Source organism: Acidovorax sp. YS12 (assembly GCA_021496925.1).
GTDB lineage: Bacteria > Pseudomonadota > Gammaproteobacteria > Burkholderiales > Burkholderiaceae_C > Paenacidovorax.
Window position 1 is genome coordinate 3108994 of sequence record CP053915.1, and the last position, 23424, is coordinate 3132417.

At 70.3% G+C, this 23424-nt stretch carries 16 protein-coding genes; 13 read left to right on the forward strand and 3 right to left on the reverse strand.

Going from position 1 to position 23424, the window contains the following annotated elements; all coding sequences use genetic code 11:
• Positions 1–129: 129 nt before the first annotated feature.
• From YS110_14055 to YS110_14075, 5 genes are all read left to right on the forward strand, one after another.
• Positions 130–2214: an acetoacetate--CoA ligase gene (locus YS110_14055; GenBank protein UJB65794.1), complete on the forward strand. Its 2085-nt coding sequence runs from the start codon at positions 130–132 to the stop codon at positions 2212–2214.
• 7 nt (positions 2215–2221) lie between these two features.
• Positions 2222–2842, forward strand: a complete 621-nt coding sequence (pssA, locus tag YS110_14060; protein UJB65795.1) for a CDP-diacylglycerol--serine O-phosphatidyltransferase — start codon at positions 2222–2224, stop codon at positions 2840–2842.
• Between the two features lie 104 nt (positions 2843–2946).
• Positions 2947–5139, forward strand: a complete 2193-nt coding sequence (locus tag YS110_14065; GenBank protein ID UJB65796.1) for a TonB-dependent receptor — start codon at positions 2947–2949, stop codon at positions 5137–5139.
• A 2-nt stretch (positions 5140–5141) separates the two neighbouring features.
• On the forward strand, positions 5142–6281 hold the full coding sequence (locus YS110_14070) for a PepSY domain-containing protein (protein ID UJB65797.1): 1140 nt from the start codon (positions 5142–5144) through the stop codon (positions 6279–6281).
• Positions 6278–6484 (forward strand): hypothetical protein, encoded by a 207-nt coding sequence (locus YS110_14075; protein ID UJB63259.1) that lies wholly within the window; start codon positions 6278–6280, stop codon positions 6482–6484. The genes YS110_14070 and YS110_14075 overlap by 4 nt, the downstream gene beginning before the upstream one ends.
• 67 nt (positions 6485–6551) lie before the next feature.
• On the opposite strand, the gene YS110_14080 is transcribed toward YS110_14075, so the two are convergent.
• Complete coding sequence (locus YS110_14080; GenBank protein UJB65798.1) at positions 6552–10535, reverse strand: DUF3616 domain-containing protein; 3984 nt, start codon at positions 10533–10535, stop codon at positions 6552–6554.
• A gap of 153 nt (positions 10536–10688) precedes the next feature.
• Between YS110_14080 and minC the strand changes: the two genes are divergently transcribed.
• The 4 genes from minC (at position 10689) to YS110_14100 (ending at position 14994) form a co-directional block, all read left to right on the forward strand.
• Complete coding sequence (gene minC, locus YS110_14085) at positions 10689–11444, forward strand: septum site-determining protein MinC (GenBank protein UJB65799.1); 756 nt, start codon at positions 10689–10691, stop codon at positions 11442–11444.
• A gap of 41 nt (positions 11445–11485) precedes the next feature.
• The gene (gene minD, locus YS110_14090; protein UJB65800.1) at positions 11486–12301 is read left to right on the forward strand and encodes a septum site-determining protein MinD; all 816 of its coding nucleotides are present in this window, start codon (positions 11486–11488) and stop codon (positions 12299–12301) included.
• Positions 12302–12307: 6 nt separating this feature from the next.
• Positions 12308–12574 (forward strand): cell division topological specificity factor MinE, encoded by a 267-nt coding sequence (gene minE / locus YS110_14095; protein ID UJB65801.1) that lies wholly within the window; start codon positions 12308–12310, stop codon positions 12572–12574.
• Positions 12575–12651: 77 nt separating this feature from the next.
• Positions 12652–14994 (forward strand): IPTL-CTERM sorting domain-containing protein, encoded by a 2343-nt coding sequence (locus YS110_14100; protein ID UJB65802.1) that lies wholly within the window; start codon positions 12652–12654, stop codon positions 14992–14994.
• Positions 14995–15081: 87 nt separating this feature from the next.
• Here YS110_14100 and YS110_14105 read toward each other — a convergent pair whose 3' ends face one another.
• Positions 15082–16080, reverse strand: coding sequence for a helix-turn-helix transcriptional regulator (locus tag YS110_14105; GenBank protein ID UJB65803.1), 999 nt, complete (start codon positions 16078–16080; stop codon positions 15082–15084).
• Between the two features lie 32 nt (positions 16081–16112).
• Positions 16113–16595, reverse strand: a complete 483-nt coding sequence (locus YS110_14110) for a flavin reductase family protein (protein UJB65804.1) — start codon at positions 16593–16595, stop codon at positions 16113–16115.
• Between YS110_14110 and YS110_14115 the strand changes: the two genes are divergently transcribed.
• The 4 genes from YS110_14115 to YS110_14130 all read left to right on the forward strand — a co-directional run bounded on the left by YS110_14115 (position 16570) and on the right by YS110_14130 (position 23383).
• Positions 16570–17667, forward strand: coding sequence for a DUF2817 domain-containing protein (locus YS110_14115; protein ID UJB65805.1), 1098 nt, complete (start codon positions 16570–16572; stop codon positions 17665–17667). The genes YS110_14110 and YS110_14115 overlap by 26 nt on opposite strands.
• 114 nt (positions 17668–17781) lie before the next feature.
• Positions 17782–19278: a DUF3375 domain-containing protein gene (locus YS110_14120; GenBank protein UJB65806.1), complete on the forward strand. Its 1497-nt coding sequence runs from the start codon at positions 17782–17784 to the stop codon at positions 19276–19278.
• A gap of 107 nt (positions 19279–19385) precedes the next feature.
• Positions 19386–20096: a DUF4194 domain-containing protein gene (locus tag YS110_14125; GenBank protein ID UJB65807.1), complete on the forward strand. Its 711-nt coding sequence runs from the start codon at positions 19386–19388 to the stop codon at positions 20094–20096.
• On the forward strand, positions 20093–23383 hold the full coding sequence (locus YS110_14130) for an AAA family ATPase (GenBank protein ID UJB65808.1): 3291 nt from the start codon (positions 20093–20095) through the stop codon (positions 23381–23383). The genes YS110_14125 and YS110_14130 overlap by 4 nt, the downstream gene beginning before the upstream one ends.
• Positions 23384–23424: the final 41 nt, after the last annotated feature.

Consider the following 23424-nt stretch of genomic DNA (forward strand, 5'->3'; position numbering starts at 1 on the left):
ACTGCATGAGGGCTTGGCTTATTCGGGGCGTCCATATACGTTCTCAGGCACAGGGCGCGGCACGCGCCCTGTCAACCCGGCGACGTCCCCACGGTGACGTGCGCGCATGCGCGCGCTACGCTGCGCCGCATGGAGACAAGCACAACACCCCCCTACGTTCCCCAACTGCGCCTGTACCAGGACTGGCTGCGCCAGCACCACGGGCTCGCATTCGCCAGCTACGACGCGCTGTGGCGCTGGTCGGTGACCGAGCTCGATGCCTTCTGGCAAAGCGTGTGGGACTACTTCGCCGTTGAATCCCCCACCCCGCACCGCGCCGTGCTGGCGCGCAACCGCATGCCGGGCGCCGAGTGGTTTCCCGGCGCGCAGGTGAACTACGCGCGCCAGGTGCTGCGCCACGTGGCGCCGGCGCACGCGGCGGGCCAGCCCGCGCTGGTCAGCCGCAACGAGAAGGGCCTGCAGCGCGAGCTGCCATGGCCCGAGCTGCAGCGCCAGGCGGCGGCGCTGGCGCTGCACCTGCGCGCGCAGGGCGTGCAGCCGGGCGACCGCGTGGCCGCCTACCTGCCCAACATTCCCGAGACCGTCGTCGCCTTCCTGGCCACGGTGAGCCTGGGCGCGGTGTGGAGTGTGTGCGCGCCCGACATGGGCACGCACGCCGTGCTCGACCGCTTCCGCCAGATCGCGCCCAAGGTGCTGATCGCCGCCGATGGCGTGACCTACGGCGGACGCGACATCGACCGCATGGACGTGCTGGCCGCGCTGCGCGACGCCCTGCCCTCGGTGCAGCACGTGCTGCTGGTGAACAACCTCGATGCTTCGAGAACCATAGCTGGCGGCGCAAGCTACACAAGCGTTACGGCCCGAAACGATGCCGAAGTGGCGGCCTTCGAGCCGCTGTGGCTGCCGTTCGACCACCCGCTGTGGATCGTCTACTCCAGCGGCACCACCGGGCTGCCCAAGCCCATCGTGCACGGCCACGGCGGCATGATCCTGGTGGCGCTGCAGCTCAAGGCCCTGCACAACGACGTGGGCGCGAGCTACGAGCCGAATTCGTTCGGCGAGCGCTACCACTGGTACAGCTCCACCGGCTGGGTGATGTGGAACGCGCAGATCGGCGGCCTGCTGGGCGGCACCACCTGCGTGCTCTACGACGGCAACCCCGGCGGCAGCAAGGAACACCCCGACTGGGGCGTGCTCTGGCGCTTCGCCGCCGAGACCGGCGTGACCTGCTTCGGCGCGGGCGCGGCCTTCTACGCCAACTGCATGAAGGCCGGGCTGAACCTCGCCGATTGCGGCGGCCTGGCGCGCGTGCGCTGGCTCGGCAGCACCGGCTCGCCGCTGGCGCCCGAGGTGCAGGCGTGGGGCACGGCGCAGTTCGCCACGCTGGGTACGCCAGACATCTGGTGGAACAACCTCTCGGGCGGCACCGACTTCTGCGGCGCCTTCATCGGCGGCCACCGCGAGCTGCCCATGGTGCCGGGCGAGATACAGTGCCGCATGCTCGGCGCCGCCGTCGAATCCTGGGACGAGCAGGGCCGCCCCGTGCTCGATGCCGTGGGCGAACTGGTGTGCACGCAGCCCATTCCCTCGATGCCGCTGTTCCTGTGGGGCGACGAGGACGGTTCGCGCTACCTGGCGAGCTACTTCGACATGTACCCGCCCGGCCACGGCCGCCGGCCCGGCGGCGGCGACGGCCCGGCCGAAATGGGCGCGGTGTGGCGCCACGGCGACTGGCTGAAGATCGGCGCGCAAGGCGGCTGCACCATCTACGGCCGCAGCGACGCCACCATCAACCGCCACGGCCTGCGCATGGGCACGAGCGAGATCTACAGCGCCGTGGAGGGCCTGCCCGAAGTGCTCGACAGCCTGGTGGTCGATCTGGAATACCTCGGGCGCGAGAGCTACATGCCGCTGTTCGTGGTGCTGCGCCCGGGCGTGCCGCTCGACGACGCGCTGCGCGCGCGCATCGCCGGCGCCATCCGCACGGCGCTGAGCCCGCGCTTCGTGCCCGACGACATCCTGCAGGTGGCCGAGGTGCCGCGCACCCTCAGCGGCAAGAAGCAGGAGCTGCCCATCAAGAAGCTGCTGCTGGGCCAGCCGCTGGAGAAAGTGGTCAACCAGGACGCCATGGCCAACCCCGGCTGCCTGCCGTGGTACGTGGACTTCGCCGCGCGCCGCGCCGCCGGGGGCACCGCCAGGAGCACAGTTCCATAATGGCTGGATGAGTCCCGCCCCGAAACGCTTTTCGATGATCCGCGAGTTCCACCTCGCGGACTGGTTCACGCTCGGCAACGCCGTGTGCGGCGTGGGGGCGCTGTTTTCCACCCTCAGCTACATCGAGCGCCACGACGTGCGCCACCTGCTCTACGCCTGCGCACTGGTGCTGGCGGCGCTGGTGTTCGACGTGCTCGACGGCCGCATCGCGCGCTGGCGCCAGAAAAGCTCGGCCATGGGGCGCGAGCTGGACTCGCTGGCCGACGTGATCTCGTTCGGCGTGGCGCCCGCCGTCATCGCCTACGGCTGCGGCATGCAGGGGCTGTACGACCGCGTGGTGCTGGCCTTCTTCGTGGCCTGCGGCGTGTCGCGCCTGGCGCGCTTCAACGTCACCGCCGAGACCCTGGCCGACGACAGCGGCAAGGTCAAGTACTTCGAGGGCACGCCCATCCCCACCTCCATCGTGCTGGTGGGGCTGCTGGCGCTCGCCGCCGGCACGGGCGCGGTGCGCGAGCAGCTCTGGCTGGGCAAGGTGATGCTCGGCGGCTTCACGCTGCACCCGCTGGTGCTGCTGTTCGCGCTCTCGGGCGCGCTGATGATCAGCCGCATCCGTATTCCCAAACTCTGACCGCTCGCAGGCAGCGCGTTTCGTTGCCCGTCCATGCCCTTGCGTGAAATAATGCAAATCATTTGCATCTTTATTTGCATGCTCAAAACGAAAGGACAACAAGCATGGACGCGAGCCGAGGGACCAGCGGGAAGAAGAAGCACGGCGGGACGCCGGGATTGACGCCCGCCGCATGGGCGGCGGCGCTGGCCTGCGTGGCGGGCGCGGCGGCGGCGCAGGACAGCAGCGCGCCCACGGCCGCGCAGCTGCCCACCGTCACGGTGACGCAGGAGCGCGAGTCCATCGACGCCGCGCCGCCCGCGCGCGCCGGCGGCCAGGTCGCCACCGGCGCGCGCATGGGCATCCTGGGCAATGCCTCGGTGATGGACACGCCCTTCAGCGTGACCAGCTACACGGCCGAGGCCATCGCCAACGAGCAGGCGCGCTCCGTGGCCGACGTGGTCGCCATGGACCCCTCGGTGCGCATGTCCAGCGCGCGCTCCAACATCAATGAAGACATCGCCATCCGCGGCTTCACCGTGCCCACCGGGGATTTCGCGCTCAACGGCATGTTCGGCCTCGCGCCGTACTGGCGCGCGCCGCTGGAGGCAGTGGAGCGCGTGGAGGTGCTCAAGGGCCCCTCGGCCGCGCTGTTCGGCATGGCGCCGGGCGGCAGCACGGGCGGCGTGGTCAACCTGGTGCCCAAGCGCGCCGGCGCCGAGCCGCTGACGCGGCTGACGGCGGGCGTGATGTCCGGCTCCGTGGCGGGCGCGCACCTGGACGTGGCCCGCCGCTTCGGCCCCGACAACGCGCTGGGCGCGCGCCTGAACGTCATGCACCGCCAGGGCGACACGCCCATCGACGCGCAATCCACGCGCGAATCGCTGGCCTCGCTGGGGCTGGACCTGCGCACAGGCAAGCTGCGCGCCTCGGTGGATCTGTTGTGGCAGCAGCAGCGCATCGACAACGTGGTGCGCCAGTTCCAGTTCGCGCCGGGCCTGGCGGCCATCCCGCAGGCGCCGCGCGGCACCCTGGCCTATCCCGGCTACGGCTGGAGCGACGGGCACGACGGCTCGGCCCTGTTCAAGGCCGAATACGACGTGTCGGACGCCGTCACCGCCTACGCGGGCTGGGGCCAGCGCAAGCAGAACTGGGGCGCCATCGCGGGCAACCCGGTGCTGATGAACACGGCGGGCGACTATTCGTACTTCGGCGGCTGGCAGCGCCAGGGCGTGGATTCGCGCTCGGCCGAGGCGGGCCTGCGCGCCAGCTTCAAGACCGGCGCCGTCGCCCACAGCGCCGTGCTGGGCTACACGCGCCTGGCGCAGTCGCAGACCCTGGGCTTCTACACCGGCTATGCGCCCGGCATGGCCAACATCTACACCGGCCAGCTGGCGCCCACGCCGTCCACGGCGGGCATCAACAATCCGCTGCGGCCCTACCAGGACTCCACGCTCACCAGCCTGGCGCTGGCCGACACCATGGGCCTGCTGGACGACCGCCTGCTGGTCACGCTGGGCCTGCGCCACCAGAAGGTCGAGGGGCAGAGCTACAACTTCATGACCGGACTGCCCTCGGGCCCGTACTACGACAAGACGGCCACCACGCCGCTGGCGGGCGTGGTGTTCAAGCTGCAGCCGAATCTGTCGCTGTACGCGAGCTACGTCGAGGGCCTGTCGCGCGGCGACACGGCGCCCGTCAGCGCCGCCATCGCCAACCCCGGCGAGGTGCTGGCGCCCTACCGATCCAGGCAAAAGGAAGTGGGCATGAAGTACGAGCAGGGCGGCCTGCTGGCCACCCTGGCGCTGTTCGAGCTGACGCGCCCGAGCGCGGGCCTGGCGGGCAACGTCTTCGCCGCCAACGGCCTGCAGCGCCACCGGGGCGTGGAGGCCGCCATGGCCGGCGAAGTGGCGCGCGGCCTGCGCCTGCTGGGCGGCGCCACGCTGATCGACGCGGTGGTCAGCCGCTCGTCCACCCCCGGCCTGCAGGGCAAGGACGCCATGGGCGTGCCCAAGCTGCAAGCCAACCTGGGCGCGGAATGGGACGCGGGCTTCGTGCCCGGCCTCACGCTCACCGGCCGCGTGATCCACACCGCCAAGACGCATGCCGACGCGGCCAACACGCTGCAGACCGCCGCCTGGTCGCGCATGGACGCGGGCGCGCGCTACGCCACCCGCATCGGCGGCAAGCCCGTCACCTTCCGCCTGAACGTGGAGAACCTGTTCAACAAGAACTACTGGGGCATCTCCAGCTACGGCGGCTACCTGTACGTGGGCACACCGCGCACGGTATCGCTGTCGGCCGCCGTGGACTTCTGACCATGTCGACGCGCGCCTGGGCCTGGACCCACAAGTGGAGCAGCATCGTCTGCACCGCCTTCATGCTGCTCTTGTGCATCACGGGGCTGCCGCTGATCTTCCACGAGGAGATCGAGCACCTGACCGGCGTGGTGGAGGCCAGGCCCCTGCCGCCCGGCACGCCCGACGCCAGCCTGGACCGCATCATGCAGGCCGCGCTGGAGCGGCAGCCCTCCAAGGTCATCCGCTACATGTTCTGGGACCAGGGCGAGCACCCCGACCTGACCATGGTCTCCATGGCCAGCCGCATCGACGCGCCGCCGGACGAGTTCCACACCGTCATCCTCGACTCGCGCACGGCCGAGGTGCTGGGCGAGCCCAAACTGGACGAGGGCTTCATGTACGTCATGCTCAAGCTGCACGTGGACATGTTCGCGGGCCTGCCCGGCACGCTGTTCCTGGGCTTCATGGGCCTGTTGATGGTGGTGGCCATCGTCTCGGGCGTGGTGCTGTACTACCCCTTCATGCGGCGCCTGAAGTTCGGCGCGCTGCGCACGCGCCGCAGCCCGCGCCTGAAGTGGCTGGACTGGCACAACCTGCTGGGCATCGTCACCGTGGTGTGGCTCACGGTGGTGGGCCTCACGGGCACCATCAACACGCTCAACCGCATCGTGCTGGGCCTGTGGCAGATGGACCAGATGGCCGAGATGACCGCGCCCTACAAGGGCCTGCCGCCCGTCACGAAGCCGGCCCGCCTGCAAGCCTCCATCGAGGCCGCGCGCGCCGCCGTGCCCGGCATGCACGTCAGCCTGGTCGCCTTCCCCGGCACCATGTTCTCCAGCCCGCACCACTACACCTTCTTCGCCAAGGGCGACACGCCCGTCACCTCGCGCCTGCTCAAGCCCGCGCTGGTGGACGCGCAGACCGGCCAGCTCACCGATTCGCGCGAGATGCCGTGGTACGTCAAGACCCTGTTCCTGTCGCAGCCGCTGCACTTCGGCGACTACGGCGGGCTGCCGCTCAAGATCCTGTGGGCGCTGCTGGACGTGGCCGCCATCGTGGTGCTGGGCAGCGGCCTGGTCCTGTGGCTGCGCAAGCCCAAGGCAGCGGCCGCCGCCGCGCAAGACCCCGAACTCGCCGCCAGCCTGGAGGCCCCGCAATGACAACCAACCGCCCCGAACGCGCGGTGCGCACCGACGAAGTGCAGCCCGGCATGGCCATCTTCCGCGTGCCCCTGCTGCTGGGCGCGGCCTCGTGCGTGGGCCTGGTGTCGGCGCTGGTGGGCGACGGCGTGTTCGACGCGCTGTCCTGGCTCATGCTGGCCGCACCCCTGGCCGTGGTGGCCTGGGCCTGGCGCGTGCGTTGAATGCTACTCTAATAATAGCTGCCAGCGCTTGCTGCATAAGCGCTGGGGGCCGATTTGGCTGATATCGTTACCGTAGCCCCCCGGCGCGTCGCGTGCGCAGCCGCAGCGCGGCCAGGCCCGCCAGGGCCAGCGCCAGCAACCCGCGCGCCCATTCGCCCAGCGTGGGGATGGCCGTGGCGCCGCTGCCCAGGGGGGCGCCCAGCAGCACCGGGTCGATGATGACGCCGTTGGCCGCCTGGTCGTCGTCCCCCGTGCTGCCGGGGCCGTCCGTCACGGTGAAGCTCACCGTGCCGCGGCCGTTCGAGAAGACCGGCGCGACCTGGTACCACGCCGGGGCGCCGCCGGGCGTCTGGCGCCCGTACTTCCAGAGCACGGCACCGGCGGGCGCGGGCTGCGGCAGGTTCAGGCTTACCGTGGCCGATGAGCCGGGCGTGCCGTTGACCAGCGCGAAGCCGAACATGCCGTAGGGGAAGGCGTAGCCGCCCGGCACGTCCGGCAGGCCCGATACCGGCTGGAAGCCCTGCGAATTGGCCGCGAACTGCCAGGTGCCGCCCGCCACGCCCCCGCTCACGCCGCCGCTGCCCGGCCAGGCCGTGCCGCTGGCGGCAGGGGCCGTCACCTGGAAACTTTGCGGCACGGGGGTTGCGGCGGCAAAGCTTGCGTTGCCCGCCTGGTCGGCCTGCACGGTGCAGGTGCCGGTGGCCACCAGGGTCACGGTCGCGCCCGCCACGGTGCAGACCGTGGTGGTGGTGGAGCCGAACACCACCGGCTTGCCCGAGCCGCCGCCCGTGGCGCTGACTGTGAATGGCGCGGTGCCCAGCAGCCGGTCCGCAAGGGTGCCGAAGGCAATGGTTTGCGGCGCCAGCACCGGCCCCGGGGCCGCGGTGGCCAGGTTCTGGCGCGCCAGCGCGCTGGCATGGCCGCCACTGCCCTCCACCACCACGGCGTGAAGGGTGTAGCCGGTGCTGGCGGCCAGCCCCGTGGCCGTGAGGTTGGCGGAGCCGTTGAGCGCGGCCGAGCCCGCCCACGCGGCGGCCGCGCCGCTGCCGTCCCGCCCGGCCTTCACCTGCTCCCAGCTGGGCGCGGGCGCGTTCTGGGGCAGGGCCACGGCGTACAGCGTGCCGGGCTGCGGCGCACTGGCCGTGAACGGCAGCGTGGCGGCGGTGGCCTGGCCCGGCATGAGCGTGACCGTGGACAGCGCGGGCAGCGCCACGGCGTCGGCGCGGAACTTCTTCCAGGCGGCGTAGGGCAGATCCTTGGCCGCCTTGCCGTCGCCATAGAAATCGGCGTCGCCGCAGTCGCTGATCACGTCCACGCTGCCGCCAGCGTCCAGGCTGGCCGGCAGGGTGCCGATGCCTTCGGCCGCGCAGTCCGTGGCAGGCTTGGTGAAGGCGCCCAGGTCCGTGGCGCGCAGGCGCAGGTTGAGGGCCAGCCCGGCGGCGTCGGCGCTGCCGTCCCAGGTGTAGAGGACGAAGCTCTTGCCCGAGCCGCTGGCCGGGCCAGCGATGATGAGGTACTCGTTTGCGCCGTTCTTGCGGATCTCGCGGATGCCGCGCCCGCCCAGGTCCAGGCGGATCGGCGCGCCGAACGTGGCCGTGTGCTTGGCGCCGCCCGTGCTGCCCGGCAGGCTGGCGTAGTTCGTCACTGGGACGATCAGCGCATGGGTGCGGCCCGTGGCGCTGTCGGCCGCCACGGCCGGGGCGCCGGGCGCGCTCACCAGCGGCGCGCGAAAGCCGAGCCAGGCCGCCGTGTCGCCGGGGCTGCTGGCCATGCCTTCGATGGAGAAGCCGCTGAGGGTGCCGGTTTCGGGGGCCTTGGGGCAGTTGTCCGCATCGACCTCGGCATCGCTGCAGCTGCCGCCCGCCGAGCTATCGGTCAGGCCGAAATAGCCGGCGCCCAGGCCGTGCGCGTTGCCGTTGTCCCAGGTGCGCAGGTCTTCGCGCAGCCACTTGTAGTAGCCGGTCACGGACAGGGCCGTACTGCTGCCGCTGCCCGAGGCCGTCAGCGCCATGAAGCGCCAGCGGTCGGGTCGGCTCTTGCCCTTCTTGCTGTTGGAGTGCGAGCCAGCCACATACAGGGTGCCGCTGGCGGCGAAGCCGGCCTCGGTGTCCACCTCGCCATCGGCGTCGCAATCGGCCACGCCCGTATAGCCGCCGCTGGTGCACTCCGCGCCGGTCTTGCCGGTGCGCAGGCCCAGCGCGGCATCGGGCGACAGCGGCGTGAGCGGCCGGCCGCTGGCCCCCGGCGCGTAGGCCGAGAAGGCGTTGCCGCCGCCGCTTTGCGCGGCGTTGCCCGAGGCGTCGAGCTCCGGGGCCTCATCGTCGCCCACGAGCAGGGTGTTGGCATCAAGCACGATGGCCGTGGAGCCATCGGCGCGGCCGGTGTACCAGCGCGTGCCCGCCGTGCCCGCCACATGGGCCGATGCGGCGTACTTGATGGTGCGCGTGACCGAAGCGCCTCCGGCGTTGCCGATGGTGACGGTGATGTCCGCATAGCCCGTGCCCGTGGGAATGATGCGCAGCGTGCGGCTGGTGGTGCCGGTGCCGCCAGCGGCCAGGTTGGCGTCGGGCACCACGGCCTGGTTGCTGGACGTGGCCGCCACGGTGTCGGCGGCGTCGCCCACGGTGAAGGCAATGCCCTGCGTGGCCAGCGGGTCCAGCGGGTCGCCGCGCACGCCCGAATAGGCCGTGGTGGCGGGCAGGCTGGTGGTGGGCGGCGCGGCGAGGGTGAAGGGCTGCGAGACGGTGCCGACGCTGCCGCCAGCGCTGTTGACGGCGCGCACGCGCAGCGTGTGGGTGCCCTCGTCCAGCCCCGGCACCGTGGCGGCGGGCGTGGCGGTGATGAGCGTCTGGCCGACGCCCTGGGTGGCGCTGGCGTCGAAGCCCGCGCCCGAGGACACCTCGACCACGTACCAGGCCGCGCCGGCCACGGCGTCCCAGCTGGCGGCCACGCCATTGCCCTGGGCGCTGGCCGAGAGGCTGGCCGGTGCACCGGGCGCCGCGCTGGGGGGCGCGGCCTCGGGCGCCCAGGCCAGACCGTAGAACGCGCCAGCAGAAGGAGTCGCCAGGGTCTCGAAATTGCCAGACAGCGCACCGCCGTAGCCGGTGCGGTCGAAAAGCCGGTACGCCTTGCCCGAGCTGTCGGTGGCGAACAGCATCACGTTGCCTTCGCCGGTGTCGAGCGCGATCAAGCCGTGTGTCTTGCTAGGCGTCGAGGCCTCGCCGACCTTGCTCCAGGTGCCACCGCTCAGACTGAACTTCACGACCTTGCTGGTGTCGTTGTCGGCCACATAGACGGTGTCGGCGCTTGCGGAGCCGTTCAGGTTGAGGAATGCAATGCCTCGGTAGGTGGAGTTCGTCACCCCGCTCAACGCCGCTGGGGTGTATATCCCGCCGCTGCTCGGCAGGCCCGAGCCGACCGAACTCAATGTTGCGCCATTGACGGCGGCGTGGAGTTGCCCATCCGTGATCGCAATGCCTTGGGTGTTGTCCCGCGTGAGTTGAACGCCGCTCGTGCTATTCAGCGCCGCATACCAGACTCCGCTGTTCGTTGAACTGCCCTTGCCGCTGGCCCATGCCTGGGTGCAGTCGCTGCTGACGGCGCCCCGGATGGTGTCCTTGTTGAATGCCGAGCTGCCGAATTTGGTGGCGTAGTTCACGCTGGTGTCGACAGCCACAAACGCCACGCTGCGCGGCGCGTCGGAGGCTTTGGCGTCGTTGGGCGCAGCCGTGCCTGGCGCGACCGCATAGCCTGGCACAGTCAGACATTGCCCGTTGGCAGAACGGTTCAACAGCCCTTCCGACCCTTTGTCACTGGCGGCGAATCCATTGCCCAGCGCGACGGTCTGTACCAACGTGCCATCTGGCCGGTATTCGTCAAGATAAACGCTCAACGCCACCCCAGACCCAGCACCGACCCGGTACGCGACGAAATTGCCCGGCGTGAACGCATCCGCCCATGCTGGCTGGCACGCCACGAGCGCAGCCAGGGCCAGCGCGCTGATGGCGCTCACCGGGCCGCCGTTGTTTTCCCCATTGCGCGAACGCTTCATGCTCCCACCTACGCGGTTGTGACAAACGGGGCGAATCTAGGCAGCGCGCATGAAACCCGTATGACACTGGCATGACGGTGTGCTGGCAACGCCTTCGGGGACGGCACGGTACACTTCGCCCCTTCCGATGCAGCGCCTTTTCTGGCACCCTCCATGGCCGTTGACACGCCGGGCCACCACGCCCGCACCAGCTTTGACCTCAAAAGCACCCATCTGCCCGTGGTGGCCGTGGTGCTCAAGTCCACCGATGCGGCGCAGCTGGCGGCCGACCTGGCCCAGCGGCTGGGCGACGATCCCGGGCTTTTCGACAACGACCCGGTGCTGATCGACCTGGCGGCCGTGCACGACGAACCCCAGCCCATCGACTTCGCCGCCCTCGTGGCCGAGCTGCGGCGCTACCACACGCGCCCCGTGGCCGTGCGCGGCGGCAGCGCCGCGCAGATGGAGGCGGCCCATGCCCTGGGCCTGATCGCCGCCCCCGAGGCACAGCGCGGCCCGGCGGCCGAGCATGGCCCGCGCGAGGTGGTGCGTGAAGTGGTGCGCGAGGTCGAGGTGGTGCGCGAAGTGCCCATGCCCGCCCCCGGCGCGGTGGTGGTGGACAAGCCGCTGCGCTCGGGCCAGCAGGTGTACGCGCGCGGCACCGACCTGGTGGTGCTGGCCATGGTCAGCTTCGGCGCCGAGGTCATCGCCGACGGCAACATCCACGTCTACGCGCCGCTGCGCGGGCGCGCCATCGCCGGCGCGCGCGGCAACACCGAGGCGCGCATCTTCAGCACCTGCCTGGAGCCGCAGCTCGTGTCCGTCGCCGGCATCTACCGCACCACCGAGACGGCGCTGCCCGACAACGTGCGCGGCAAGAGCGCGCAGGTGCGCCTCGACGGCGAGAAGCTGCTCATCGAACCGCTTTGAATTTCCAACATTTCCAGACCAATGCAAGGGAACCGCACACCATGGCCAAAATCGTCGTCGTGACCTCCGGCAAGGGGGGCGTGGGCAAGACCACCACCAGCGCCGCGTTCGCATCGGGCCTGGCCCTGGCCGGCCACAAGACCGCCGTGATCGACTTTGACGTCGGCCTGCGCAACCTCGACCTCATCATGGGCTGCGAGCGCCGCGTGGTGTACGACTTCATCAACGTCATCCAGGGCGAGGCCAACCTGAACCAGGCCCTCATCAAGGACAAGCAGTGCGAGAACCTGTTCATCCTCGCCGCCAGCCAGACGCGCGACAAGGACGCGCTGACGCTCGACGGCGTGGGCAAGGTGCTGGCCGACCTGGCCGAGATGGGCTTCGAGTACATCGTCTGCGACTCGCCCGCCGGCATCGAGAGCGGCGCGCTCATGGCCATGCACTTCGCCGACGAGGCGCTGCTGGTGACCAACCCCGAGGTGTCGAGCGTGCGCGACTCCGACCGCATCCTGGGCATGCTGTCGAGCAAGACGAAGCGCGCCATCGAGGGCGCCGAGCCGATCAAGGAGCACCTGCTCATCACGCGCTACAACCCCAGCCGCGTGGAAGACGGCCAGATGCTGAGCCTGGCCGACATCCAGGACATCCTGCGCATTCCGCTCATCGGCGTGATCCCCGAGTCCGAGAGCGTGCTGCAGGCGTCCAACCAAGGGCTGCCGGCCATCCATCTCGACGGTACCGACGTGTCCGAGGCCTACAAGGACGTGGTGGCGCGCTTCCAGGGCCAGGAGCGCCCGCTGCGCTTCACCGAGGCGGTGAAGCCCGGGTTTTTCAAGCGCATCTTTGGCGGGAGGTAAATGGCCATGTCACTGCTGTCCCTGTTCCTGGGGGAAAAGAAGAAATCGGCCGCCGTGGCCAAGGAGCGGCTGCAGATCATCCTGGCGCACGAGCGCAGCGGCCGCAACCCCGGCCAGCCCGACTACCTGCCCGCGCTGCAGCGCGAGCTGATGGCCGTGATCTCCAAGTACGTGAAGATCAACGCCGAAGACCTGAAGGTGCACTTCGAGCGCCAGGATGACCTGGAAGTGCTGGAAGTGAAGATCGAGCTGCCGGACGCAGGCAGCAAGTAAGCAGGTTTGCGCGCCGCGCGCATTTTCTTGCGTGCGGCGCGCTATACGGGCGCGGGGGCGGTTTCTAAGCTCGCCCCATGAAACATTTACGCACAATCGCCCCTCCAGCGCGCCTTCTATCCCGCATCGCCGCTGCCCTGCTGCTCGCCGGCGCGGCCACGCAGGCCGCGGCTGTCATCACCATCAACACCGTCGCGGGCACGGGTGCCAATGCCTACAGCGGCGATGGCGGCCCCGCCACGGCCGCTGCGCTCAGTGGCCCACGTGGCGTGGCGGTAGACAGGAGCGGGCGGGTGTACATCGCCGACTCCGACAACAACATCATCCGCCGCATCAAGCTAGACGGCACCATCGAAACCATCGCCGGCGTGCAGAACGGCCCGGCCTGCGTAGCCAACTACAGCGGCGATGGCGGCCCCGCCACCAGCGCCCACCTGGGATGCGCCACCAGCGTGGCGTCCGATAGCCTGGGCAATCTCTACATTGCCGACATGAAGAACCACCGCATTCGCAAAGTCGATGCCAATACCGGCACCATCGCCACGGTAGCAGGCACCGGGGCGCCCGGTTACGGTGGTGATGGTGGCCCCGCCACCAGCGCGCAGTTACAGGATCCTTTTGTCATCGTCATCGACTCCCAGGATCGGGTGTACATCAGCGACCAGGGCAACCGGCGCGTGCGCCGTATCGAGACGGACGGCACCATCACCACCGTGGCAGGCGATGGCGGCGCGAGCGAAACCGGCAATGGCGGCCAAGCGACCAGCGCCGGGTTGGGCGGGATATGGGGTATCGGGCTGGATGCGCAAGATCGCCTGTACGTTACCAATGTCGGCAGCGTGCGGCGTGTCGAGGCCGATGGCACGATCAACCGCGTGGCTGGCAACGGCTCCGGCAGCTACAGCGGCGATGGCGGCCCCGCGCTGTCGGCAGGCATGGTGGCCACGGGGGTCATGGTGGATGCCAGCGGGCGCATGTATATCTCCGATTCTTCCCAGCGCATCCGGCGCGTGGGACTGGACGGCACCATCAACACGGTGGCCGGGACAGGTGTCTCTGGCTTCAGCGGTGATGGCGGCGATGCCTCGGTGGCGACATTCAACGGTATCTACGGCTTGACCGTAGGCAACAAGGGCCTGCTGTACTTTCCCGACTACAGCAACCTGCGCATCCGCGCGCTGACACTGGACGTGCCCACCGAACCCCTGGCCGCCAGCGCCAGCGCAGGCAACGCCCAGGCCACCGTGCAGTGGAATCCTCCCAGCAATAACGGCGGCAACGCCATTACCGGCTACGTGGTCACCGTCGTGGGCGACCCCAGCAAGCGCTGCACGGCCACCCCCCCGGCAACGAGCTGCGTCGTCACGGGCCTGACCAACGGCACCCCCTATACCTTCGCGGTGCGCGCCGACAACGACAACGGCGCGGGTGCCGAGGCCGAGGCCGGCCCCGTCACGCCCAGCGCGCCACCCGTGCCCTCGGCACCGCTGAACCCGGCGGCGACCGCCGGCAACGCGCAGGCCACCGTCTCCTGGGAAGAACCCGTCAGCGGAGGCCCCTTCACCGAGTACACCGTGACGGCGGTCGAAGACCCGAGCAAGACCTGCACGGTCACGGGCACGCCCCCTCTGGCCACAAGCTGTACCGTCCCCGGCCTCACCAACGGCAGCACCTATACCTTCACCGTGCGCGCCACCAACGCCAACGGCACAGGTATGGCTTCCGCTGTCTCCAACGCCGTGACGCCTGCTGCCCCGCCCGTGCCCTCGGCGCCGCTGAACCCGGCGGCAACGGCCGGCAACGCGCAGGCCACCGTCTCCTGGGACGCACCCGCCAGCGGCGGCCCCTTCACCGAGTACACCGTGACGGCGGTCGAAGACCCGAGCAAGACCTGCACGGCCACGCCCCCGGCAACGAGCTGCACCGTCCCCGGCCTCACCAACGGCAGCACCTATACCTTCACCGTGCGCGCCACCAACGCCAACGGCACGGGCGCTGCCTCTACCGTCTCCAACGCCGTCACGCCCAGCGCGCCGCCCGTGCCCTCGGCACCGCTGAACCCGGCGGCAACGGCCGGCAACGGCCAAGCCACTGTCTCCTGGAGCGCGCCTGCCAGCGGCGGCCCCTTCACCCTGTACACCGTGACGGCGGTCGAGGATCCCACCAAGACCTGCACGGCCACGCCCCCGGCAACGCGTTGCGTCGTCTCCGGCCTGACCAACGGCCGCACCTACACCTTCACCGTGACGGCCAGCAATGCCAGCGGCACGGGTACGGCTTCCGCCGTTTCCAACGCCGTGACGCCGCAAGCGCCCAGCAGCAGCGTGGCCCCCATCCCCACGCTCTCCGAATGGGCCCTGCTGGCACTGTCCACGCTGCTGGCGCTGGCCATGGCGTTCACCCTGCGGCGCCAGCGGTAATGCAAAAACCATAGCTGCCAGCGCTTGATCTACGGGGCTTACAGGCTGATTTTCCTGCAAGCCCCGTTTGGTTTGGTATTGCGAAATTCACCCGCGCCGGCGGCCCGCCGCCACGCTGGGCAACTGGCCGAACTGCTGGCGATACTGCGCGGCGAAGCGGCTGGCCGTGCCCAGGCCGCACTCCTGCGCCAGCAGGGCCACGCTGGTGAAGTCGCCGCGCAGCAGGCGCTGGCGCGCCAGGGCCAGGCGCTGCTGGCGCAGCCAGTCCAGCGGGCTCATGCCGAAGCGTTCCTGGAAGGCGTACTGCAGCGCGCGCACCGACATGTGGGCCTGCGCGGCCATGTCCGTCAGCGCGATGGGGCGCGACAGGTCCGCCAGCGCGGCGCTGCACACGCGGTCGATGGCGCGGCGCTTGTGCGCCCGGGGCGTGGCGCACGGGGCGACGGCAGGGCGATGCGGGAACAGCGGCACAAGATGGCGGTAGATGAAGTCCTGTATCCCCAACTGGTGCAGCACCTGCGCGTCGAGGCCGTGCAAATCGATCAGCGCGCCCAGGTGCCGGGCGGCGCTGGCCAGCGGCGCCCCTGCCACCTGCAGGGGCAGCACCTGGGCATGGCCGGTGTCCAGGGGCGCGGCGTCCTCGTAGGTGCCCAGCATGGCGCGGGCCGCCGCCTGGAGTTCGGCCGTCCCGATGTGCAGCATGAGCAGGTGGCGTTCATCCCCGTAGCCCAGCGTGGGGCCGCAGCCCGCGGGCAGGAACAGGCAGCCCTGCGCGGCGCCCCAGGGCAGGACACGGCCTTCCACCTGCACGCTGCAATGCCCTCGCAGCGGAATGAGCAGCGTGGTGTGGATGTTGTCGCTGCGGCTGACCCGCGTGGGCGTCATGGCGCTGGCCACCAGCTCCAGGCCGGGCAGTTGCAGCCGCGCGTTCTTGCTGAAGAAGCCGCCGTGGCCGGGCAGGGCGTCGTACCCCTCCAGGCCAGGAAACGCATGCGCGATCCGGTCGGAGAACACCCGCAGCGATGTCGATGCCTCGCTCTGGCGGTTACCGAAAAGAAGCGGCTCGGCAAGGCGGGGATGGGACATGGCGGGGGCAGGCGGTGAGCGTGTGGCGGGGCCTACTTGTGCAAAGGCCGCGCGGCAGCGGCCGAGAGGCTGCCCAGCAGGTGCTCGGTGTAGAACATGCCGCCGTGGTACAGCAGCGGCGAAGCGCCTTCCCGGTGGCCGCAGCGCTCCACCTCGCCGATGAAGATGGTGTGGTCGCCCTCCACGTACTGGCTGCGGTTGAAGCACTCGAACACTGCCGCGGCGCCATCGAGCACCGGCGCGCCGTTGACGCCCGGGCGGTGGCCCACGCCGCCCCAGCGGTCGATGCCGCGCGTGGCGAAGCGCTCCGCCAGGTGGCGCTGCTCCACCGCCAGCACGTTGATGGCGTAATGCGTGCAGGAGGCGAATGCCTGCAGCGACGCGGTCTGGTGCGACAGGCTCCACAGCACCAGCGGCGGGGTGAGCGACACCGAGTTGAACGAACTGGCCGTGAGGCCCGCCAGTTCCCCGCCCGGCCCGCGTGCCGTGATGATGGTCACCCCGGTGGCGAACATGCCCAGCGCATCGCGGAATTCGCGCGGTGAAAAGCTCGGTGTCAGGGCAATGTCGGGGGTGTCAGGGGTCACTGTGGTGGTGCGCACGCAGGGCGCGCGGCGCTCAAGGGCAATCAATTATTATCGCCCCCCTCCCCGTGGCGTGCTGCCGCGGGGGCTACAGGCTTTCCCCATCGTGCGTCTCCCCCGTGTCCCCTTCCGTGCCTTGCGGCCAGCGCGTGCGCTGGCACGGGGGGCGCTGGCCCTGGCATGCGCCGCCGTGCAGGCCACCCCGGCGCAGCCGCCGTCGGCCTGCGCGCAGTGGCTGCACCGCCTGCCGGGCATACAGGCCAGGCAGTGCGCGGCGGCGCAGCTCACGCCCAGCGGCAGCCACTCGCAGCAGGGGCGGCCCCTGTTCTGGCGCGACGTGCAGCCCGCGGACGGCACGCCCGCGCCGCTGCGCGTGCTGGTGGTGGGCGCCATGCATGGCGACGAGCTGACCTCGGCCTCGCTCGCGCTGCACTGGATCGCGCTGGCCGAGAAGGCGCAGCGCCCGGTGCACTGGCGCTTCATCCCCGTGCTCAACCCCGACGGGCTGCTGGCGCGCCGCCCCACGCGCGTCAATGCGCGCGGCGTGGACCTGAACCGCAACTTCCGCACCCCCGGCTGGGAGCACGACGCCCCGCAGTACTGGGAAAAGCGCACGCGCAAAGACCCGCGCCGCTGGCCCGGCCCGGCGCCGCTGTCGGAACCCGAGTCGCAGTTCCTGCACGCGCAGATGGAGACGTTCCGCCCGCAGCTCGTGGTGAGCATCCACGCGCCCTACGGCGTGCTCGATTTCGACGGCCCGCACGAGCCGCCGCAGCGCCTGGGCCGCCTGCGCCTGGACCGCGTGGGCGTGTTCCCCGGCTCCCTGGGCCACTACGGCGGCGTGCTGCAGGGCATGCCGGTGGTCACCATCGAGCTGGACCACGCCCAGCGCATGCCGCGCGACGCCGAGGTGCGCTCGATGTGGAACGACCTGCTGCGCTGGATGGATACGCGGCTGATGCCGCCAGCCCTGAAAGCCAGCCCTCGCAGGCAACAGAACTGACGAAGCGCGTTCATGGCCTGCCCCAGCGATTGGGGGAAAAGAAGGGGGAACTGGGCGAAAGGATGGCGCAGGCGTGATCGGCACAGCCAGAGCCTCCCTAAAATTTGCGCACCCATGCCCACCCTCGACCAGCAGCGCACGCACAAATACATCGCCGCCCGCCAGCAGCACCCCGCGTGGCTGCTGCTGGCCTCGCGCCGGGCGCCGTTGACGCTCAGCTGCCTGGACGCGCTGTTCGAGCACCAGCGCGATGGCGTGGGCTTCGATGCCGCCGTGCAGGCGCTGGCCGACATGCTGGCCGCGCACGCCAACCAGCCCGAATACGACATCGACCCCGCAGACCTGCCCGCCCAGGCGCGGCGCGAGCTGCGCGAGTGGATACGGCGCGGCCTGGTCACCGAGCGCGAGGGGCGCGTGCACGAGACCGACGCGCTCAAGACCGCGCTGCGCTTCGTGGCGCAGCTCGACGGGCGCATGATGACTTCCACCGCCTCGCGCCTGGCCGTGGTGCAGCGCGAGATCGACAACCTGGCCACCGCGCTCGACCCCGACCCGGCCAGCCGCGCCGAGCACCTGGAGCGCCGCATGCAGGACTTGCAGCAGCAGCTGGACGACGTGCGCGCGGGCCGCATCACCGCGCTGACTCCTGAACAAGCCGTCGAAGGCATCCGCGAGGTCCATGCGCTGGCCACCAGCCTGCGCGCGGACTTCCGCCGCGTGGAGGATTCGTGGCGCGAGGCCGACCGCGCGCTGCGCCAGGCCATCCTGGGCGCGCAGCACCACCGCGGCGCGGTGATGGACCAGCTGCTCGACGGCCACGCCAGCCTGCTCAACACGCAGGAGGGCCGCGTGTTCGAGAACTTCCAGCAGCAGCTCCACCAGCAGGCCGAGCTGGCCGCCATGCGCGCGCGCATCCGCGCCATCCTGGCGCACCCGGCCGCCGCGCAGGCGCTGGACGACTTGCAGCACAGCGCGCTGCGCCTGCTGGTGCCCCAGCTCATCAAGGAAGCCAAGGTAGTGCAGGCCGTGCGCGCGCGCAGCGAGCGCGAGGTGGGCCAGTTCATGAAGACCGGCCAGGCGGCCGAGAACCAGCGCGTGGGGCAGCTGCTCAACGACATCCTGCAACAAGCCCTGCAGGTGGACTGGCAGCGCCAGGCCGTGCGCCGCCTGCCCGCGCCGCTGCCGCCCGTGGGCGTGGCGCTGGCGAACCTGCCGCTGATCGAGCGGCTGCGCATCAAGTCGCTGGACGGCGGCGGCCAGGCCGAGCTGCTGCTGGCCACGCAGTACGCCGACCTCGACCAGGTGGAGGACGAGTTCTGGCAGGCCTTCGAGGGGCTGGACCGGCAGGCACTGCTGGCGCAAACGCTGCAGGTGCTGGAAGCCAGCGCCCAGCCCATGACCCTGGCCGCGCTGGCCCAGGCGCTGCCGCCGGGCGAGCACGACCTGGAGACGCTGGCCCTGTGGCTGGCACTGGCGCGCGAGTCGGGGGCAGTGTTCGATGACGGCCAGGAACACATCACGACGGGCGGCGCGCAGGGCGAATGGCGCTTTACCGTGCCGCGCGTGGCGCTGCAAGCGCAGGCGCTGCGGGCGGTGGATGCGGATTGGTAATGCAAAAATCATAGCTGCCAGCGCTTGTTGTAAGCCAATTCCATTGTCAAAACCTTCTCAAACCGTTGAATAACAAGCGCAAACAGCTCACTTTTTTGACATCCACCATGCCACCCGATACCCCCGACATCTTCGACCAATGGGCCAGCGCCACGCCCGCGCCCGATGCGCCGGATGCCGGGAACGCACCGCCCGAACCTGCCCCTGAGTCCGCCGCCGCCACGCCCCTGGCCCTGCGCCGCGCCGTGCAGGAGCTGCTCAAACACGGCCTGCTGGAGCAATCCGCCAAGCCGCACCTGTTCCGCCAGATCGCCACCCACACCCCGCGCGTCGATGCGCTGCTGGAGCCGCTGGATCTGCGCGTGAAGGTGGATGACATGCGCGGCCTGGCCTTCGTCGCCATCACCGGGGACTACCAGCCCGAGGGCGACGACGAGGACGAATGGACGCACCCGCTGGTGCGCCGCCAGCGGCTCACGCTGGAGCAGTCGCTGCTGCTGGCGATCCTGCGGCGCGAGTTTTTGCAACGCGAGCAGGAGGGCGGCTTGGGCGTGCCCGTGCACACCACCGTGGATGCGCTGCTGCCGCAACTGGAGATCTACCTGGGCGCCACCGGCAGCGACATGCAAGAGCGCAAGCGCCTCTTGAACCTGCTGGAAAACCTGCGCGCGCACGGCGTGGTGTCGGAGGTGGACGGCAACGAGAGCCTGGCCATCCGCCCCATGATCGTGCACCTGGCCAACCCCGAGAACCTGCAGGCGCTGCTGCAGCGCCTGCGCGAGGCCGCAAGCGCCCCGCCGCCCGAGGGCAGCGAATGATGATGAACGGCTACCGCCTGCACGAGCTGCACCTGTACAACTGGGGCGCCTTCGCGGGCCGCCACCAGGCGCACATCGACGCGGGCAACACGGCCGTCATCGGCCCCACGGGCAGCGGCAAGACCACGCTGATCGACGCGCTGATGACGCTGCTGTGCGCCAGCCCGCGCTACAACCTGGCATCGACCGGCGGGCATGAAAGCGACCGCGACCTCGTGTCCTACGTGCGCGGTGCGACCGGGCCGGGCAACGACAGCGGCGACCACATCGCGCGCACGGGCCGCTGCGTGACGGGCATCGCGGCGCGGCTGGTGCGTGGTGATGACGCGAATGACAGCGTGCTCATCGGCGCCATCCTCTGGTTCGACGGCAGCAGCTCCAGCGTGGCCGACATGGGGCGGCGCTGGGGCTTTGCACAAGGCCGCGACCACAGCCTGGATGCGTGGCTGGAGGAACACCACGGCGGCGGCGCCCGCGCCCTGGGGCGGCTGGAGAAGGCCACCGACGGCCTGAACTTCTACACCAGCAAATCCGCCTACCTCGCGCGGCTGCAGCGCTTCTTCGAGGTCGGCCCCAACGCCTTCACCCTGCTCAACCGCGCGGCGGGCTTGAAGCAGCTCAACAGCATCGACGAGATCTTCCGCGAGCTGGTGCTGGACGACCACAGCGCCTTCGACGACGCGCTGCAGGTGGCGGGCAGCTTCGACGAACTCGCCGCCATCCACGCCGAGCTGGAACTGGCCAACCGCCAGTACCTCGCCCTGCTGCCGCTGCGCGCACTGGCCGAGCAGGAACAGCGGCAGCGCACGCAACTGGAAGAACTGCGCCTGCTGCACGCCGCGCTGCCGCAGTGGTTTGCCGCGCAGGGCGCGCGGCTGTGGGGCGAGCGCCTGGCGGAATTGAACGCCGCACTCGACGCAGGCCAGCGCCAGACCACGGAACTGAACACCCAGCGTGAAGCTGCCGAGGCCCAGGCGCAAACCCTGCTCGCAACCTACCTGCGCTGCGGCGGCGGCGACGTGAAACTGTTGGAAAGCAGCATCGCCACCCAACAGGCGACCGTGAAACAGAAGCAGGCCGACGCCGCCACCTACCGCACCCTGGCGCGCAACCTGGGCCTCCAATGTCCCGCCGCCCTCAGCGCGCAAACGCTGGCCGAGCACCAGCAGCAAGCCACGCCCGCGCTGCAGACCCTCGAAACCGAGCAGCGCGACCTGCAGGACGCCGCCGAACAGGCTGTGACCAACGAGCGCAACGCCCATGCCGCGCTCGAAGCCCTGCGCGCCGACCTGCGCGCCGTGCGCCAGCGCCCCGGCTCCAACCTGCCCGTGGAGTTCACCCAGTTCCGCGCCGACCTGGCCGAGCACCTGCAACTGAGCGCCGACGCGCTGCCCTTCGCCGCCGAACTGGTCGAGGTGCCCAAGGCCCACCAACCCTGGCGCGGCGCCATCGAACGCGCGCTGGGCAGCCACCGCCTGCGCATCCTCGTGCCGCGCGATGCCATGGATGACGCACTGCGCTGGGTCAACCAGCGCCACAACCGCCTGCACGTGCGCCTGCTGGAAGTGCGCGAACCCGCCACGCCCGCGCCGTTCTGGCCGGACGGCTTCGCGCGCAAGCTCACCCTCAAGCCCCACGCCTGCGCGGGCACGCTGCGCCAGTTGCTCATCGAACTGGACCGCCACTGCGTGGACAGCCCCGAAGCCCTGCGCACCACCCCGCACGCCATGACGCGCGAGGGCCTGATGTCCGGCAAGACCGGCCAGTTCGACAAGCAGGACCAGCGCCGCATCGACCAGGACTGGATGACCGGCTTTGACAACCGCGACCGCGTGGCGCACCTGGAGCGGCAGATCGCCGACGGCGCGCACGATTGGGATGCGCTACAAAAAGCGAAGCTGCTGGCGCTTGATGCACAAGCGCTGGCGGCCCAAAAGGCTGTGATGTGGCAGCAACTGCAAACGCTGCGCTGGGACGCCATCGACACCGCCAGCGCCAGCACGCAACTGGCGCAGTTGCAGCAACGGCTGGATGCCCTGCTCGACCCGCAGTCCGACGCCGCCCAGGCCAAGGTGCGCTGGGAGGCCGCGCACCGGCGCAGCCAGGACGCCGCCAAAGCACTGCTTGCACACCAGACCGCGCAGGCAGCCATGCAAGCGCGCCGCGACACCGCCCAGGCCCGGCAGGCCGACTACGCCGAGCGCCAGTCCGCCCCGGCCGACGATGCCGCGCAGTGGCACGACGCCATCACCGCGCTGCTGGCAGAACCACCCGCCTGCGAGCAGCTCGACCGCCAGGAGCGCCAGACCCTGGCCCAGTCCAGCGCCCGGATCGACAAGCACACCGGCCAGCTCGCCGAACTGCACAAGGACGTCATCCGCCAGATGGCCAAGGCGCAAAAGGAAGACCGCGGCGCGCTGGCCGACCTGCTGCAGGAAGTGGATGCCCTGCCGCCCTACCTGGAGCGCCTGCGCACGCTGGAGGAAGAAGCCCTGCCGGAAAAGCGCCAGCGCTTCCAGGACTATCTCAACACCGCCAGCGACCAGGGCGTCAGCACGCTGCTGTCGGGCATCGAGGCGCAGGTGACCGAGATCACGGAGCGCATCGACCAGCTCAACCAGACCCTGGCGCGCGTGGACTTCCAGGCGGGCCGCTATCTGCAGCTCGACCCCCAGCCCGTGCTGCACCCCAGCCTGCAGAACCTGAACAAGGCCCTGGCCCACCTGCGCAGCGAACGCCTGCAGGGTGACGGCGGCCACAGCCACTACCAGGCGCTGCAAACCCTGGTCGAACTGCTGCGCGAACACGCCACCAACCGCCGCACCAAGGCCGCGCAGGCGCTGCTGGACGCGCGCTACCGGCTGCAATTCGCCGTCCACGTGCTCGACCGCGCCACGGGCCAGGTGCTGGAGCGGCGCACCGGCTCGCAGGGCGGCAGCGGCGGCGAGAAGGAAATCATCGCCAGCTACGTGCTCACCGCGTCGCTCAGCTATGCGCTGTGCCCGCAAGGCCGCAGCCAGCCGCTGTTCGCCACCATCGTGCTGGACGAGGCGTTCTCCAAAAGCTCGCAGACCGTGGCCGCGCGCATCATCCAGGCGCTGCGCGAGTTCGGGCTGCACGCGCTGTTCGTCACGCCGAACAAGGAACTGCGCCTGCTGCGCAACCACACGCGCAGCGCGGTGGTGGTGCACCGGGTGGGGCGGCAGGCGACGCTGGCGTCGCTGAGCTGGGAGGAGCTGGGGAAGCGGGCAAACCAACGGCAGGGCATGGATAAAAGCAAGCCGTAGAGCCCGAAACTACGGGTGGCGCTCCCCCAAAAAGCATGCAA

Excerpts from the sequence above, each read along its gene's own strand:
- YS110_14065 (UJB65796.1), top strand. The coding sequence starts at position 2,947 with ATGGACGCGAGCCGAGGGACCAGCGGGAAGAAGAAGCACGGCGGGACG.
- minD (UJB65800.1), top strand. The coding sequence starts at position 11,486 with ATGGCCAAAATCGTCGTCGTGACCTCCGGCAAGGGGGGCGTGGGCAAG.
- YS110_14125 (UJB65807.1), top strand. The coding sequence starts at position 19,386 with ATGCCACCCGATACCCCCGACATCTTCGACCAATGGGCCAGCGCCACG.
- YS110_14100 (UJB65802.1), top strand. The coding sequence starts at position 12,652 with ATGAAACATTTACGCACAATCGCCCCTCCAGCGCGCCTTCTATCCCGC.
- YS110_14105 (UJB65803.1), bottom strand. The coding sequence starts at position 16,080 with ATGTCCCATCCCCGCCTTGCCGAGCCGCTTCTTTTCGGTAACCGCCAG.
- YS110_14055 (UJB65794.1), top strand. The coding sequence starts at position 130 with ATGGAGACAAGCACAACACCCCCCTACGTTCCCCAACTGCGCCTGTAC.
- YS110_14110 (UJB65804.1), bottom strand. The coding sequence starts at position 16,595 with ATGTTCGCCACCGGGGTGACCATCATCACGGCACGCGGGCCGGGCGGG.
- YS110_14120 (UJB65806.1), top strand. The coding sequence starts at position 17,782 with ATGCCCACCCTCGACCAGCAGCGCACGCACAAATACATCGCCGCCCGC.
- pssA (UJB65795.1), top strand. The coding sequence starts at position 2,222 with ATGAGTCCCGCCCCGAAACGCTTTTCGATGATCCGCGAGTTCCACCTC.
- minE (UJB65801.1), top strand. The coding sequence starts at position 12,308 with ATGTCACTGCTGTCCCTGTTCCTGGGGGAAAAGAAGAAATCGGCCGCC.
- YS110_14080 (UJB65798.1), bottom strand. The coding sequence starts at position 10,535 with ATGAAGCGTTCGCGCAATGGGGAAAACAACGGCGGCCCGGTGAGCGCC.
- YS110_14070 (UJB65797.1), top strand. The coding sequence starts at position 5,142 with ATGTCGACGCGCGCCTGGGCCTGGACCCACAAGTGGAGCAGCATCGTC.
- YS110_14075 (UJB63259.1), top strand. The coding sequence starts at position 6,278 with ATGACAACCAACCGCCCCGAACGCGCGGTGCGCACCGACGAAGTGCAG.
- YS110_14115 (UJB65805.1), top strand. The coding sequence starts at position 16,570 with ATGATGGTCACCCCGGTGGCGAACATGCCCAGCGCATCGCGGAATTCG.
- YS110_14130 (UJB65808.1), top strand. The coding sequence starts at position 20,093 with ATGATGATGAACGGCTACCGCCTGCACGAGCTGCACCTGTACAACTGG.
- minC (UJB65799.1), top strand. The coding sequence starts at position 10,689 with ATGGCCGTTGACACGCCGGGCCACCACGCCCGCACCAGCTTTGACCTC.